Source organism: Anaerolineae bacterium (assembly GCA_016931895.1).
Classification (GTDB): domain Bacteria; phylum Chloroflexota; class Anaerolineae; order 4572-78; family J111; genus JAFGNV01.
Map to the genome: position 1 here is coordinate 1 of JAFGDY010000273.1, position 15,338 is coordinate 15,338.

Consider the following 15,338-nt stretch of genomic DNA (forward strand, 5'->3'; position numbering starts at 1 on the left):
GTCATCGTTATCTGATTGTCTCCTGCCATAAAGGTATGGTTTGATGCTCAGGATGTCAAATGTTAAAAGTGTTAGTCAATGAGGGGGTAAAGGTTCAACAACCGGCCATAGCGCAAGCCCGTTAATAGCCCAAAATGACCATAACTACAATTAATCAAGAAAGGACGAAAACAAAAATGAAAGCAATTGTATACACCGTATTCGGGCCGCCGGAGGTTCTGCAACTCCAAGAGATAGAAAAACCGGCGCCCAAGGAGAATGAAGTTCTGATAAAAGTATATGCGGCCTCGGTTAATTACGGCGACTTGCTCGCTCGGAATTTCAAAAATGTCTCGCCGCGCCAGTTCAATATGCCCTTTTTATTCTGGCTCCTCTCCCGCCTATTTTTTGGCCTCAATAAACCCAAGCTAAAGATACTGGGCAGCGAGTTTGCCGGGGAAATTGAATCTGCCGGCAAAGAGGTAACGTTATTCAAAGCGGGCGATCCGGTGTTTGGTTTTCCAGGTCAGAGTATGGGCGCGTATGCCGAGTATTTTTGTATGCCCGAAGACGGCGTGCTGGCCCGAAAACCGGCCAATATTACCCACGAAGAAGCCGCTGTCCTTCCGATGGGGGCCATCATGGCCATTAATCTGCTGAGGAATAAAGGCAATATTCAGCCGGGGCAAAAGGTTTTGATCAATGGCGCCAGCGGCGGAATAGGTTCAGCGGCGGTTCAGATTGCCAAAGATGCCGGGGCGGAAGTGACCGGCGTCTGCGGCACTCCCAGATTGGAATTTGTGAAATCGCTGGGCGCGGATCATGTCATTGATTACACTCAGGAGGATTTTACCCAAAATCGCGAAACGTATGACCTTATTTTCGACATCTTAGGCAAGAGTTCCTTCTCCCGGTGCAAAAACTCGCTAACGCCCAACGGGCGCTATCTTTTGGCCAGCTTTAAGACGAAGCAACTTTGGCAAATGCTCTGGACGTCCATAACCGGCAGCAGCAAAAAAGTGATCTGCGCGCTGGCGCCGGGGAGTACGGAAGATTTACTTGCCGTCAAAGCGCTGATCGAGGCTGGAAAGTTGAAATCGGTCATTGATAAAACCTTTGCGATGGAACAGGCTGCCCAGGCGCACCGCTATGTTGAATCAGGGCAGAAAAAGGGACACGTCGTCATCACGGTGGAACATAATTAGATCCAATAGATCAGGGGAATTGAAACCAATGTTCGCAAAACGATTACTCAAAATTTTTTCGATCATTATCCTGGCGATACTGATCATTATTCTGATCGCCGTCGTCGGTATCTTCGTCTACGAACCGGCGCTGGCGGAGGGCTTTGCCTTCAGCTCGGCGGGGGAGACGATCCAACTTTCAGATGGCCGCACCCTGGCTTACCTGGAAACTGGAGACCCTGAAGGCCGTCCGGTGTTCTACTTCCACGGGGGGCCGGGTTCGCGCCTCGAGGGGCTTATGTTTGACGACCTCAACCGGCAGTTGGGTATCCGTATGATCGCCCTTGATCGCCCCGGCTACGGCTTGTCCCACTTCCAGGAGGATCGAACCTATCTTGACTGGCCGAACGATGTTGGCGAACTGGCTGACCACCTGGATATTGAGCGTTTTGCGGTGCTGGGTTGGAGTTCCGGCGGCCCCTACGCCGCTGTGGTTGCCCACCAACTCCCGGAGCGCGTTGCGATAGCCGTCCTTGTGGCCGGCGAAGGCCCTTATGCCAGCCACGATTATCCGCAAAGCGTGCTGAACGATAGCGCTACCTTTAACGGTTCCGGGGCCAATAAACTGTTCATCTGGAGCGCAAATAATGGCCCGTGGCTCATGCACACAATTTTCAGATTGTCACGGATTATGTTCTTTAACGACCCGCTGGGGGTTATGGAAACTTCCGGCGGTTTTGAAATGTCGGCCAAGGATGACTATTTTTTTACGCAGGAGTTTCGCCATGAATACGGCGCTGAAATGATCGAGGCGTTTCGCCAGGGCGCCGCCGGGGTGACCCGCGAGTTCACCATTGAGCGGCTGGATTGGCCCTTTGCGCTTGAGGAAATCCAGGCCCCACCGGTGTTGGTGTTCCACGGCGCAGAAGACACGGCCGTACACCCCGGCGTGAGTGAATACGTGTGCCGACGCATCCCGGCTTGTGTTGAGCCAACAATTTACCCCGGCGAGGGTCATTCTGTAGTTTATTATCGTTATAAAGACATCATCCGGGCCATGCTTGAGGCCTGGGAGTAAAAAAGGAGAATAAAAATGAACAATTTACAGAAAGCAGGCGGCATTGCCGCCCTGGCCCACGCGGCAGCTTATGTGGTGGGCATAGGCTTGTATCTTACCGTACTGACCCCCATTCTTGACGCCGATCCCGGCCGGTACTTGGCCCTACTGCCAAATTACCAGAGCCTTATGTACGTTTGGATCCTGATTGCTTATTGGGTAGCCGGTTTTTGTATGGTAGTGGTGGCGCTGGCAATCTACGAGCGGTTGAAAGTCGGCTTACCGGCCATGATGCAAATCACAACCGTGTTAGGCCTTATCTGGGCCGGCCTGATTATTGGCAGCGGCAACCTGATGCTCCACGACTTTGGCGAAATTGTTAATTTTTATAGCCAAGACCCGGCTCAGGCTGAAACGGTTTGGCTGGCGCTGATGACGGTAGAAAACGGCATAACCAGTGGCAACGAGCTTATCGGCGGCCTATGGATTCTGTTGCTAAGTTGGGCCGCTTTGCGGGTAGGCGGGTTTAACCAGGCGCTCAACTATCTTGGCTTGGTCATCGGCGTGGCGGGCATCGCCTCAATTGTGCCGGCGTTCACCGAGGTGGCCGTGATGATTTTTGGGCTAAGTATGATTGTCTGGTTCGCATGGGTAGGGATTATCATGTTGCGCAGTCGCTTGGGCGCGGTGGTGTAAAAACCAACTGATCTTCTGGCTTTTCATTAAAGGCGCCAGAATACCCAATCCATCAACAGAGGAAGGATAGAAAAATGAAAGCCATTGTCTACACAAAATATGGGCCACCGGATGTTCTTCACCTCAAAGAGGTAGAAAAACCTGTGCCCAAGGACAATGAAATACTGGTAAAAATATATGCCACCACCGTCACGGCAGGGGACTGGCGCATGCGAAAAGCCGATCCATTTATGGCCAGGCTGTACAATGGTCTCTTCCGGCCCCAAAAAGTAACCATATTAGGCTTTGAGCTGGCCGGGGAAGTTGAAGCAGTTGGCAAAGGCGTCAACCTATTTAACAGTTGCCTATACCTGTATCTGCAATCCCACCGGGCAATGATCGCTGCCCATCACCTCCGGCAAAATGAAGGCATCCACAACGTGTTCCATAAACTCCGACGCCACAAAAAAATAATCCAATCGCCAGCCGACATTCCGTTCTCGCGCGCGCGTGGGCATTGACCACCAGGTATATTGGCCGGCGGTTTCGGGATAAAAATAACGGAAGGTGTCGACATACCCGGCCGCCACCACTTTATCCAGCCAAAGCCGCTCTTCGGGTAAAAAACCCGTTGTGTTTTGGTTGGATTTTGGATTGGCCAGATCAATCCAGCCATGGGCAGTGTTAATATCGCCACAAAATATCACGGGTTGACCCCGTTTGCGCAACTGCTCGCATTTTTCTAAAAACGCATCATAAAAGGCCAGTTTAAAGGGCACCCGGCCGTGGTCGCGGCCGCCGTTGGGAAAATAGCAGTTAATGAGGGTAAAAAGAGGATATTCGGCAATAATGGTCCGGCCTTCCCGGTCAAACTCCTCCAGTCCCAGCCCAAATTGCATGGAGAGAGGTTCCTGGCGGGTGATCAGGGCGGTGCCGCTGTAGCCTTTGCGTTCGGCGCTGTGCCAATGAGCCTGGTATCCCTCCGGTTGGGCTAAGGCGACGGGCAGTTGAGACGCGCTTGCTTTGGTTTCTTGCAAACACAGAATGTCAGGGGCAGTGTCTTTCAACCAGGTGAGAAATCCTTTACGGTGGATGGCGCGGACGCCGTTAACGTTCCAGGAGAGAAGGGTGAGATTGGTCATCGTAAACTATGCCTTTAGCCGGCCCGAGTTGGGTTCACTGCTCTCATCATCAAAGATAACCAGCTTTTGTTCTCCATGCACCGCCACGCGCAGTTCTTTATCCAAAACAGCGCACATAAAACCCAGGGCCTCATCCTGGGCAGCCCGAAATTGATGAATCTCATCTGCTTCAACAAAGATAGCATCGCCAAACCGGATTGGAAAAACTTCTTCTCCCAAACAAACTGTCCCTTGCCCGCGCAAAACCAGCACGGCGTGTTCGTAATTGTGCTGCTCAAAATTGCTGCACGCGCCGGGTTCTAATTCAAAATAGCGCAATTCCATATTGTTGGAATTATCCTGACCGCTGATAAAGCGCCGCACCGAAACCCCGGGGCGAGCCGGGCCATAATTCTGAACGGGAACACCTTCCCAATCCCAATTTTCATTATCACCTTTAAAATGATGAACAACGCCCATCTGGTAAACCTTTCTTAGCTCTTATTTAGAAAAAGGGAGTATTATAACGAGGAAAGGGGAGCCAATTTCTGGAAAAACAGGTTGTTTTTTATCAAAAAATCGTTTTTGCCCGCCAAAATTCTAGTTAAAGTTAGTCTTGAGGGATTCCTCACTTCGGAATGACATGCGTGAATAGTTAGAATTCAACAAAAAATACCCGGCCGTTGAAAGTGACTTTATCCCCGGCCTTGAGTTTTTTCTTGCGCCGGGTTTCGACCACGCCATTTACCAACACCTCGCCGTTTTGAATAATCAGCTTGGCCTGGCCACCTGTGCCAACCAGCCCCTTCAATTTCATAAATTGATCCAGTTGAATGGTTGGTTCGATTTTGTTCATAGCTCAGTTATGGTCAAATGGCGGTTCGACTTCTGGCACTTTCTCGGCTTCGGTTTCCGCCGGTTGAGTCACAGGCAACTTGGCCGGAATATCCGGCTTGGCCGGAATATCCGGCTTGACCGGAATATCCGGCTTGACCGGAATATCCGGCTTGACCGGAATATCCGGCGTTGGCTTTGCTTTAGCCCCATTGTCACTATGCATTTGGTGAAGGTCCTTTTTTTCTTCTTTAGCGGGGGGACCTGCGCCATTCCCATTCTTTAGGGGAATCAGGCTTTCAATACGCCACCACGTTCGGACCACCGCCGAGCGAATTTTAGCCCAGCGGTAAACCAGCCAGCGCAAACCACGATACCACCACTGGCGACGCCGGTAAGGCATGGGCACGCCCCACTGGACCACACTCGCCCCCCAGGTCAGGCCGCCGCCAAAGCCAACCATCACCAATTTGTCATCAGCCTGAATGCGGCCCTGTTCAATGGCTTCACAGAGCGCAATGGGGATGGAGGCCGTGGAGGTGTTGCCATATTTATGCAGATTGGTAAAAACTTTGTCCTCGCTAATTTTCAAATCTTTACGGGCGCTCTCGATGATGCGGATGTTGGCCTGGTGGGGAATAAAGAGGTCAATTTCGCTCAAGTCAACGCCGGCTTTGGCGCAAGCCTGTTTAGCGGCGCGGCTCATAATCCGGGTGGCAAAACGGTAGACTTCCCGGCCGTTCATCTGAATGTAATGCAGGCGATTATCCAGCGTATCCTGGCAGGTGGGCAGTTTGCTGCCCCCGGCCGGGATGGAAAGGTATTCGGCGCCAGAGCCGTCTGCGCCTAATTGGGTAGACAGAATTCCGCCGGAGGTGGGGCTGGCCTGCAAAACAATCGCCCCGGCTCCATCGCCAAAGAGGGGATAGGTGCCCCGGTCCTGGTCGTCCAACACCCGGGAGAGAGTTTCGGAACCAATGACGAGCGCGACCTTGATGGCTTCTGAACGAATCATGGCCGCCGCCATGGAAAGCGCATAGATAAAGCCGGCGCAGGCGGCGCTCAAATCATACGCCCCGGCGTGGGTTGCGCCCAGGGCGTCCTGCACCAGGCAGGCAGTGGAGGGGAAAATATGCTCCGGGCTAAGGGTGGCCACAATAATCAGGTCCACCACCGAGGGAGTGATCCGCGCCCGGTCCAGGGCCAGTTTGGCCGCCTCAATAGCCATCGAGGCGGTTGTTTCGCCATCGCTGGCAAAACGCCGTTCCGAAATGCCGGTGCGGGATTTTATCCACCCGTCAGAGGTATCCATAAAGGCGGCAATATCGTCGTTGGTGACAACTTTTACGGGAACATATTTACCCCAGCCAACAATGTGCGCATAAGTGGTCATGTAGTTACTCCTTAAAACCCAAAACATGAAACACGCTTTGGCCCCTTAAGTTACGCCTGTGTTTCATCCCGTCTCAACCCCCGGCGTTCTACCCAAAAAACCCGTTTTTGCGTTGCCCAAAAAACTTATTGGCCGGAAATTAGGGCCTGACTGTAAATTTCAACAAAATAGAGTTGTTCCCCAATAAACAATGAGAATTAGGACGCAGATTTTCGCAGAAAACCGCTGATTGAAAAAATAAAATCCTGAAAATCTGCATGAATCTACGTCCAAAATCTGCTTGCGTCTAAAAAAGTGTTATACAGGAACAAGTCTAATAATAAAAGCGGGTTTGTGGTGAGCGCGCCAGATGCCTGGCGAAAGCGCCAGATGCCTGGCGAATAGGAAATGCCAAATCCAAAAAACACGGATTTGGCACGCTTCTCCTCCTTGAGCTATTGAACTCGTAAAAACTTAGCCCTCGATATATTTTTTCAGAATAATGGTGGCGTTATGCCCCCCTAGCCCAAAAGAGTTTGATAAAGCAACGGAAACATCTGCCTTTTGGGCGGTATTGGGAGTGCAATCTAAATCACATTCCGGGTCCGGGGTTTCATAATTGATAGTGGGGGTAATGATACCATCAACCAGCGTTTTGACGCAAACCAGCGACTCAATGGCACCGGCCGCCCCAAACATGTGGCCTGTCATTGATTTGGAAGAGGTCATTTTTATATCATAGGCGTGTTCGCCCAAAACCTTTTTGATCGCTTTGGTTTCGGCTTTGTCATTCATGGGCGTGCCGGTGCCGTGCGTGTTAACATAGTCAACCTCTTCCGGCCTGATCCCGGCCCGCTCAATGGCGCGCTGCATGCACAAAATAGCGCCACTGGCGTCTTCCGGGGAAGCGGCCATATGAAACGCATCCACCGAAGTGCCGTAGCCAATGAACTCGGCCAGAATATTAGCCCCGCGCTTTTGGGCATGCTCCAATTCCTCCAGCACCATCACCACCGCGCCCTCGCTCATCACAAAACCGTCCCGGCTCAGGTCAAACGGCTTGCACGCTCCCGCCGGGTCGTTATTATTTTCCGAGAGCACTTTCATTACATTAAATCCCCCCACAATCAGGGGATGCACAGCCGATTCCGCGCCTCCGGCAATGATGGCATCCGCCGCGCCCCGCGCAATCATCTCAAAGGCTTCGCCTACGGCATTAGAGCCGGTGGCGCAGGCTGTTACCACAGCCATATTTGGCCCACGGAGATTATATTCAATGGCAATGCGGGCTGCCGCCGTATCGGGGATGAGCATAGGAATAGCAAAAGGATTGATCCGGGCCGGACCACGTTCCTTTAACACGTCGTACTGGCTTAAGGTGGTTTCTAAACCGCCCACACAAGAACCAATCACCAGGCCCACGCGGTCCCGATTGAGGCCGTTTCCTAAGATTTTAGAGTCTTCAATGGCCTGGCGCGATGCTTCCATAGCCAGATGGGTATAACGGTCCATGCGCCGCGCTTCTTTACGGCCAAACAACGCATCGGCGTCAAACCCCTTCACCTCACCGGCAAACTTGGTGGCCATATCCGCCGGGTCAAACCGGGTAATGAGGGCAATGCCACTTTTTCCAGCTTTCAAATTTTCCCAGGCTTCGTCAACCGTATTACCCACCGGCGTAACTGCGCCCAGGCCCGTAATTACTACTCTTCGAGACATAATGACTTTTATCCTCAAAAATAAGATCGCTTGATTATAACACTATGGTTCTAAAAAAGAGACGACGTTTAACCCAAATAGAGCCGACCAACATCCGATTTTGAGGTGGGGACGCTATTTTTTGGGTTTTTTGGATAGCTCAGGATTGGCCCTTGGCCAAAGTTGGGGCCAACTTTGGGCCGAACACGGTTTGCCTTGCGCCATTGCCTGCGCTATACTTATTTTTTTGAAAATAAGTAGGGAGCACCTATGCCCTGCTTTTTTGGGATGATACGATGATTGGTTCAACCTACGATGTGATTGTGGTGGGCGGGGGACACGCCGGTATTGAAGCCGCGCTGGCCGCGGCCCGGCTGGGGGCGCGGACCCTGCTGCTGACCATTTATTTAGACACCATTGCCTGGATGAGTTGTAACCCCAGCGTGGGCGGCCCGGCCAAGGGCCACCTGGTGAGGGAAATTGATGCGCTGGGCGGGGCCATGGGCAAATTAATTGACCAAACCTATATTCAGATCCGGCTGCTCAACTATTCCAAGGGGCCGGCCGTTCACGCCCTACGCGCCCAGGCCGACAAAAAAAGATACGCCTGGCACGTGCAGCGCACCCTGGAAAATACCCCCAATCTGCACGTCAAACAGATGATGGTGGATGGATTGTTGGTGGAAAATGATCGCATCAAGGGAGTACTCACCCAGTACGGCAGCCATTATTACGCCCAGGCCGTGGTTTTAACCACCGGCACCTTTTTGGGCGGACGCCTGATCACGGGTGAAAATATTACCCCCGGCGGCCGGGCCGGCGAACGGCCCGCTGCGGCACTATCCAAATCGCTGGCCGGGCTGGGGTTTCGCCTGGGGCGGCTCAAAACCGGCACCCCCCCTCGCCTCGACGCCCGCACCATTGATTTTAGCCAAACCGAGGCGCAATACGGCAGCGATACGCCGCTTTTTTTCAGTTTTGAATATACGGAAAACGGCGACCCGGCCTGCGCCACCCCTCCCTGGTTGCAGGAACCGCCCCATCCCGTTTATCCCCTTGAACGGCAACCGGCGTGGCGGCCGCAATTGCCGTGTTACCTGGTGCACACCCAAACCGAAACCCATAACATCATCCGCGCCAACCTGCAAAGAGCGCCGCTCTACACCGGCATTATCGAAGGGACCGGCCCCCGCTATTGCCCCAGCATTGAAGACAAAATTGTGCGCTTTGCCCACAAAGAAAGCCACCAATTTTTTCTGGAGCCGGAAGGCTGGCACACCACCGAGGTTTATCTGCAAGGAGCCAACACCAGCCTGCCAGAAGACGTGCAGTGGCAAATGGTGCGTTCTATCCCGGCCCTGCGTCAGGTTGAAATTATCCGCATGGGTTACGCTATTGAATATGATTACGCGCCGCCCGACCAATTGCACGCCTGGCTGGAGACCAAACGGGTGGAAGGGCTATTCCACGCCGGGCAGATCAACGGCACTACCGGCTACGAAGAAGCTGCTGCGCAGGGTTTAATGGCCGGCATTAATGCGGTGCGCAAAGTGCAGGGCCGCCCGCCCTTTACCCTGAAACGCGACCAGGCCTACATTGGCGTGTTGATTGACGATCTGGTAACGCGAGAACACACCGAGCCTTATCGCCAGATGACATCCAGGGCAGAGTATCGCCTGCTGCTGCGGCAGGATAATGCGGACCTGCGGCTGTCACCGCTGGGCTACGAGGTGGGCCTATTGCCCAGGGCGCGTTACCAGGCGGTTGAGGCCAAACGGCAAAACGTGCAAAACGAGTTGCAGCGTTTGCGGGCTACCAATATCTCGCCCATCAACGGCACGGCCGAGATTCTGGCCGGTTTTGGCCTGGAGCCGCTGTCAACCGGCGTAAACAGTTTGCAATTCCTGCGCCGGCCCGAAATATCTTACCACGTGATCGCCTCCCTGGTGCCGCTGCCGGAGCCGCTATCCCGGGCTGTCACCGAACAAGTCAGCATCGAGGTTAAATACCAGGGGTACATCACCAAACAGCAGCAACAAGTGGAACGGATGCAGCGTCTTGAAGGCAAAACCATTCCCCCCGATTTTGATTACAATGCTATCACCGGGCTGCGCAACGAGGCCCGCCAAAAGTTGGATCACTTTCGCCCGGCTACGGTTGGCCAGGCCGGCCGGATTGCGGGGGTTAATCCGGCGGATATTAGTATTTTGTTGGTGCATTTGGAAAAATCATCGGCCAAATGACGGTTTGGCGTGGGTTAAAGTTGACCCGCCAATCTTTTGCCTGGGTCAAGTTATGGTATAATGCGGGGACACGAAAATTAGAAAGAAAAGATTAGAAATTAGAGACTCGCCGAAGAATCGGGCCATCGTTTCAAGTCTTCAAAATTTTCTCGTTCTATTTTCTAATTTCTAACAAGGAGCAACATCCAATGCCATCTGAAATCCAAATCCCCTCCTTCATTTTAACGGGCCTGCAAGTGATTTTGGCCTTTGGGGGAGCTTTTTTTATTGCCTTGTGGCTGAGTTTGATTATTTGGACGTATCGCGATGTGCGCGCTCGTTCGCGGGATATTTTTGCCATTATGCTGGCCACGCTGATGGTGGTTATTTTTGGGCCGCTGGGATTGATCATTTATTTTCTACTACGCCCGCCGGTAACCCTGGCGGAGTTGTACGAACGTTCGCTGGAAGAAGAGGCCCTGCTGCAAGATTTGGAGGAGCGGCCTCGTTGTCCGGGCTGTTCCCGCCAGGTCAAAGACGAATGGGTTGTTTGCCCCGATTGCCACACCACCTTAAAAAAGGTCTGCCCCAACTGCCGCAACAGTCTGCATCTAAATTGGAACGTCTGCCCCTTCTGCGGCACGCACGTAGCCCCGCTCACGTCTGATAACGACCGCGACGGCCGCCCGGTTCCGCACGACCAACCTGTTGATGACGACCATGCCGGCCCGGTTGTGGTGGAAACAAAGCCGGCTGAAATTTCTCTGGACACCAAGCCGGTTGAGGTAAAACCGGAGCCAAACGAGGAAACGTTTCCCCCGCCGGTTGAGGAGGACGACCGGCCCCATCCGATTTACGATTTATGATTTACGATTGGACTTTCAAAATCGTCAATCGTTTAATTTACTTGCTGTTTCTCTCCCAAAACACCCCCTCCTCATATCCCTGGATGCGCTTGTCCGTTTCGGCTCGTTCCAGCCGTTTTTCGGCCAGGCAGCAGTAGGTTTCATCAATTTCCAGGCCGACATATTGCCGCCCCAATTTTTTGGCCACCACCGAGGTGGTGCCCGAACCTAAAAATGGGTCAAACACCACGTCGCCGGGCCGGGAGCTGGCCAGAATGATTTTGGCCAGAAGTTTTTCCGGCTTTTGCGTTGGGTGGTCGGTATTCTCCGGCATTGACCAAAAAGGCACGGTCAGGTCGGTCCATAGATTGGCGGGATGGGTCAGGCGAAAACGGCCTGCCTCCGATTCCGTCCAATCTTTGGGGAGACCGCGCTCGGTGTAGGGCGCAATGACCCGCCGTTTGAGTTTGACCGCTTCCACATTAAACGTATACGTGTCGGACATGGTGCAAAACCAGATGTCCTCAGAGGCATTTTTCCAATTGGCTTTGGCCCCGCGCCCTTTTTCCCGTTCCCACGTTATCCGATTGCGCACAACAAAATACTTTTGCGCCACCCGGTGAATGGCCGCCGCCGATTGCCAATCGCCGCAGATGTAGATGGAGGCAGTGGCCTTGAGGATTTTACTTAACGGGGCCAGCCAGGATTCCAGCCACGCTTCGTATTCTTCTAGCGGCTTTTGGCTGAAATTGTGTTGATTGAAAGTTTTATCCAGATTGTAGGGCGGGTCAATAAACAGCAGGTCCACAAATTGAGCAGGCAGGTAGGCCAACGTCTCAAACAGATTTTGGCAGATGGTTTTGTTCAGGATGGCGCCAACGGACGCCGGGCAGTTCAGGCGCTTGAGTCGCGCCTGGTAGCTCACTTTTTCTGCGGCGGTGAGGGTTATAGTTTGGTTGCGGGGAGCGCGTGTTTTTTGAGACATTTCAGCAAAATTATAACACACGCCCAATTGGGAGAGCAAGCAGATAAAACTAAACGGGCGCATCCCAAACTTTAGGCAGACCCTTTATCCAACCTATCGTCGCCTAATCGTCGGCTCGAGGTCAGAATTCTGTCAAACAATTGACGGGGAGGTATGCTAAAGTGTTTTTAAGGCGTATCTATTTGAGCAGGATCGGGTTTTTAAACGTAAGTGTCTCGAAAAAATTTTAAGGTATTGTTTGGGTAAAAAACTGAAATTTTGTCAAATTCCCTCTTCCCCTTTCACCCGTTTTATGATATAGTTATGTCAGTTATAACTTTAAAAATTCAATTTTTTTAAGGTTTAGGGGTAAATTTAAAGGAATTTTAAGGTTCCTTTTAAGAAAACATATTAATCTGGGATTAATGTGAAAGGAGTGGGGGTATAGAACCAACAAAGGGTGTCGTAATGCAATTACCCGGTGTTTTCTTTCGCCCAACATTTATTCCGCCAATGTATGCCTGGCCTCGTCTGGTAAAACAAACCGTACTGACGCTCTCTGTGCTGGCAGTCATCATTGCTTATGCGCTGCTGGCCGGTGGGATTGTGGCCGCTCTGGCTGTATTGGCCGAGAGGATAAATGGTTAGAAATTAAAACGGCTTGCGTGGTATTTTAGCCTGAAGTTTCGCTTGAAATTTTAAAGGCGGCGTTTTTGTGCGCCGCCTTTTTTATTGCCCATTTTTTGATGGAATTCATTTTGGATATTTCTTCTTTGCTTCCGGGTCGAGTGCGGCCAGTTTTTCCTGGGTAATGGCTCCGATTTGCTGAAAATTTTGCCGCGCTTCATTCAAACTGATCCCATTGGCCCCGGTAGGATCATCGTGAACGGCCTCTTGTACCGGGTCGCTGTTCCAGCCGCAAACCGGGCAGGTATCCCAATCACCCACAACTTCAAAAGTGTAATGCCCGCACACCGGGCAGGGCAACCAGCCGGGCAAATCTCCCTCTACTCCATCCACCTCAAGACCAATCTTGCGCAAATATTCGGCCAAATACTCGTTGGTAGCGCCCCGAAAAGGCCGCTTCATTTTATCAACCAGGATAGGGCGATAAATGGGGTTGCCGGGTTTAAGATCAGGCGGGGGAACGTGAGTTTCCCATTGGATGATGGCCGTGATATTCAACTGTTCCCGCAGGCTGGGTTTCAGAGGTTCCTCAAAAAATTCAACAATCAGTTCGGTTGCTTCCTCGGCGGTCAATTTTTTCAGGCGATGCCAGGCAATTTTCTCCAACGCTTCACTGCGATGCATACTGCGCTCCCGGTAAAAGGTTAAGGCAACTCCCTTTGGGGAATTACTTTAATATTAACATGCTCTCAAGCCGTTGGCAATGGGCTTGTGGTACAAAATTCACTCAATTTCAATATGGTCCAGGTCTACGGCAGATTCAGGATATTTCAGGTTCATGCCAGCGAGCGTTTTGAGAATCACGGTAGAGATGGCCACATTCCGATACCATTTTTTGTTGGCCGGCACAATATACCAGGGAGCCTGCTTGGTGCTGCATTGTTCAAAAGCAGTTTCAAAAGCCCGCATATAATCATCCCAAAGCTTGCGTTCAGCCAGGTCGGTGGGGTTGAATTTCCAACGTTTGTGTGGCTGCTCCAATCGAGCGGCCAGGCGCTCTTTTTGCTCCGCTTTAGAGATGTGCAAGTAGAATTTCAGGATGGTCACCCCGCTGTCGGCCAGCAGCCGTTCAAAATTATTGATGTGGGCGTAACGTTTCCGCCATACTTTTTGGGGGACAAGATTATGCACCCGGACCACCAACACGTCCTCATAATGGGAGCGGTTAAAAATGCCAATCATTCCCGGCGGCGGAACCACTTTATGAATGCGCCACAAAAAATCGTGAGCCAGTTCCTCCTCGGTGGGCTTTTTAAAACTGGTCACCTGCACGCCCTGCGGATTGATGCCGCTCATAATTTTGCGGATGGTGCCATCTTTACCCCCGGCGTCCATTGCTTGCAGCACAATGAGCAACGCTTGCCGGCCATCGGCGTAAAGCATAGGTTGCCACTCGGCGATACGGTTGATATTGTGGCCCAGGATTTCTTCGGCGGCTTCTTTGTTTTTTAGGGCGCCGGTATCGTCGGGATCAATCTCTTTCAGCTTGACCTTTTGGCCCGGTTTTACTTTGACAACGGACATAATCGCCTCCAATGCCTTGATTATTGAATAATTACATCCAGGCCCGGCTCAAAGCGCTCCCAATCGCCGTTGGGTCCCTGGCACTCCTGCTCAGAAGAAAAACAAATGGACAGCCACATTTTGTGCGTGCCGGGCGAGGAAAGGGGCAGGCCATCTTCATGCCTAAACGTATCACCGGCGGCAATTGTGCCGTTGCTCCAACTGGTCTGAAAAGCGCCGGTACTGGTGGTCAGGCCCAAAACCCCAAAAGGCAGCAAGCCGGAGCCGGTATTGGTCGCCTCAATGCTGACAAAAACTTTTTCTCCCACCCCGTAGGTATTTCGCCCGTCGCGGAAACTGATTTTGCCGATAACGCCGCGCGCGCCGGCCACAGGTTCCGCCGGTGGCGGTGGTTCGGCAGGGGGAGGCGGTTCGGCGGGAGGCGGCGGTTCAGTAGGGGGAGGGAGGGGTGTTTCGGTGGCAATGGGTTCGGGAGGAGGGGGAGTGTCGGCAGGGGGGGCTTCCGGTGGGGGAGGGAGGGGTGTATCGGTAGGGGGGGGAACCGGCGTTGGAGTGGGGGTGGGGGGAATGGAAATGAGGGCGTCCATGGGCAGGGTGGGGGTAAAGGTGGGCAATACTCTGCGGGTAGGGCGTAGACCGGCTTTTTCCTGCGGCCGTAATTGCGGCAACAAGGAACAGGCCAGGCCGGTTGAGACCAAAAAAATGATGGAAAGGCTCAATAAACAACGATGCTGATAAGCTGGCAAAACTTTCACCTCTTTGGCAAAGGTAACGGCCCTCCAGTTTAGCATGAAGCAAGCCAAGCGCCAAATGAATGAGGCAGGGTTACAAACTTGCACGTCGGGCTGTGGTAAGATATAATTCATTTTATCCTGCCCCCGTAGCTCAGTGGATAGAGCAGTGGCCTCCGGAGCCATGTGCGGGCGTTCGAGTCGCCCCGGGGGTATTTTATTCCATAACCCAAATTCCGGGAAATTATCCGGTGAAACAGTTGCATGAACGGGTAAGTTTAGATAGTTATGCAGAAAGTCTTATCGGATACCGGTAAGGCTTTTTTGTTTGCAGCCCGTTATAGTTTTTTAGCAGTATCAGGAGATTTCTAATGCCCTCACCATCCCATATTCCTACCTACCTTCCCCTTGAGCAGGCCGCCCGGCACTATGGCCTGCCTCAAAA

The 15,338-nt window shown here is 52.4% G+C and carries 14 protein-coding genes, 1 tRNA gene and 1 pseudogene; 7 read left to right on the forward strand and 9 right to left on the reverse strand.

Annotated features, from left to right (window positions below; translation table 11 throughout):
• Positions 1 to 176: 176 nt before the first annotated feature.
• The 3 genes from JW953_20865 to JW953_20875 are packed head-to-tail and all read left to right on the forward strand — an operon-like array spanning position 177 to position 2,916.
• Entirely contained in the window at positions 177 to 1,184 is a 1,008-nt protein-coding gene (locus JW953_20865; GenBank protein MBN1995156.1) for an NAD(P)-dependent alcohol dehydrogenase, read from the forward strand.
• A gap of 28 nt (positions 1,185 to 1,212) precedes the next feature.
• Entirely contained in the window at positions 1,213 to 2,241 is a 1,029-nt protein-coding gene (locus JW953_20870) for an alpha/beta hydrolase (GenBank protein MBN1995157.1), read from the forward strand.
• 15 nt (positions 2,242 to 2,256) lie between these two features.
• Entirely contained in the window at positions 2,257 to 2,916 is a 660-nt protein-coding gene (locus JW953_20875) for a DUF4386 family protein (protein ID MBN1995158.1), read from the forward strand.
• A 344-nt stretch (positions 2,917 to 3,260) separates the two neighbouring features.
• Here the strand turns inward: JW953_20875 and xth are convergent, their stop codons facing one another.
• The 5 genes and pseudogenes from xth to fabF all read right to left on the reverse strand — a co-directional run bounded on the left by xth (position 3,261) and on the right by fabF (position 7,941).
• The gene (xth, locus tag JW953_20880) at positions 3,261 to 4,037 is read right to left on the reverse strand and encodes an exodeoxyribonuclease III (protein ID MBN1995159.1); all 777 of its coding nucleotides are present in this window, start codon (positions 4,035 to 4,037) and stop codon (positions 3,261 to 3,263) included.
• Positions 4,038 to 4,043: 6 nt separating this feature from the next.
• Positions 4,044 to 4,496, reverse strand: a complete 453-nt coding sequence (locus JW953_20885; protein MBN1995160.1) for a cupin domain-containing protein — start codon at positions 4,494 to 4,496, stop codon at positions 4,044 to 4,046.
• A gap of 175 nt (positions 4,497 to 4,671) precedes the next feature.
• Positions 4,672 to 4,872: an RNA-binding S4 domain-containing protein gene (locus tag JW953_20890; protein ID MBN1995161.1), complete on the reverse strand. Its 201-nt coding sequence runs from the start codon at positions 4,870 to 4,872 to the stop codon at positions 4,672 to 4,674.
• Positions 4,873 to 5,259: 387 nt separating this feature from the next.
• Positions 5,260 to 6,243: pseudogene (locus JW953_20895) on the reverse strand (ketoacyl-ACP synthase III).
• A 453-nt stretch (positions 6,244 to 6,696) separates the two neighbouring features.
• A complete protein-coding gene (fabF, locus tag JW953_20900; protein ID MBN1995162.1) occupies positions 6,697 to 7,941 on the reverse strand; it encodes a beta-ketoacyl-ACP synthase II in 1,245 nt (414 codons plus the stop codon).
• 278 nt (positions 7,942 to 8,219) lie between these two features.
• Here fabF and mnmG point away from each other — a divergent pair, with 278 nt between their 5' ends.
• Positions 8,220 to 10,163, forward strand: a complete 1,944-nt coding sequence (gene mnmG / locus JW953_20905; GenBank protein ID MBN1995163.1) for a tRNA uridine-5-carboxymethylaminomethyl(34) synthesis enzyme MnmG — start codon at positions 8,220 to 8,222, stop codon at positions 10,161 to 10,163.
• A gap of 188 nt (positions 10,164 to 10,351) precedes the next feature.
• On the forward strand, positions 10,352 to 11,008 hold the full coding sequence (locus JW953_20910; GenBank protein ID MBN1995164.1) for a zinc ribbon domain-containing protein: 657 nt from the start codon (positions 10,352 to 10,354) through the stop codon (positions 11,006 to 11,008).
• Positions 11,009 to 11,045: 37 nt separating this feature from the next.
• On the opposite strand, the gene JW953_20915 is transcribed toward JW953_20910, so the two are convergent.
• Positions 11,046 to 11,972: a site-specific DNA-methyltransferase gene (locus JW953_20915; GenBank protein MBN1995165.1), complete on the reverse strand. Its 927-nt coding sequence runs from the start codon at positions 11,970 to 11,972 to the stop codon at positions 11,046 to 11,048.
• Positions 11,973 to 12,419: 447 nt separating this feature from the next.
• Here JW953_20915 and JW953_20920 point away from each other — a divergent pair, with 447 nt between their 5' ends.
• Positions 12,420 to 12,599, forward strand: a complete 180-nt coding sequence (locus tag JW953_20920) for a hypothetical protein (GenBank protein MBN1995166.1) — start codon at positions 12,420 to 12,422, stop codon at positions 12,597 to 12,599.
• A 105-nt stretch (positions 12,600 to 12,704) separates the two neighbouring features.
• On the opposite strand, the gene JW953_20925 is transcribed toward JW953_20920, so the two are convergent.
• The 3 genes from JW953_20925 to JW953_20935 form a co-directional block, all read right to left on the reverse strand.
• The gene (locus JW953_20925; protein ID MBN1995167.1) at positions 12,705 to 13,040 is read right to left on the reverse strand and encodes a hypothetical protein; all 336 of its coding nucleotides are present in this window, start codon (positions 13,038 to 13,040) and stop codon (positions 12,705 to 12,707) included.
• Positions 13,041 to 13,361: 321 nt separating this feature from the next.
• Positions 13,362 to 14,162: a polyphosphate kinase 2 family protein gene (locus JW953_20930; GenBank protein MBN1995168.1), complete on the reverse strand. Its 801-nt coding sequence runs from the start codon at positions 14,160 to 14,162 to the stop codon at positions 13,362 to 13,364.
• 20 nt (positions 14,163 to 14,182) lie between these two features.
• Positions 14,183 to 15,028 carry a hypothetical protein gene (locus JW953_20935; protein ID MBN1995169.1) on the reverse strand — a complete coding sequence of 282 codons (846 nt, stop codon included), beginning with the start codon at positions 15,026 to 15,028 and terminating at the stop codon, positions 14,183 to 14,185.
• A gap of 8 nt (positions 15,029 to 15,036) precedes the next feature.
• On the opposite strand from JW953_20935, the gene JW953_20940 reads away from it, so the two are divergent.
• A tRNA-Arg gene (locus JW953_20940) sits at positions 15,037 to 15,108 on the forward strand.
• Positions 15,109 to 15,338 lie beyond the last annotated feature (230 nt).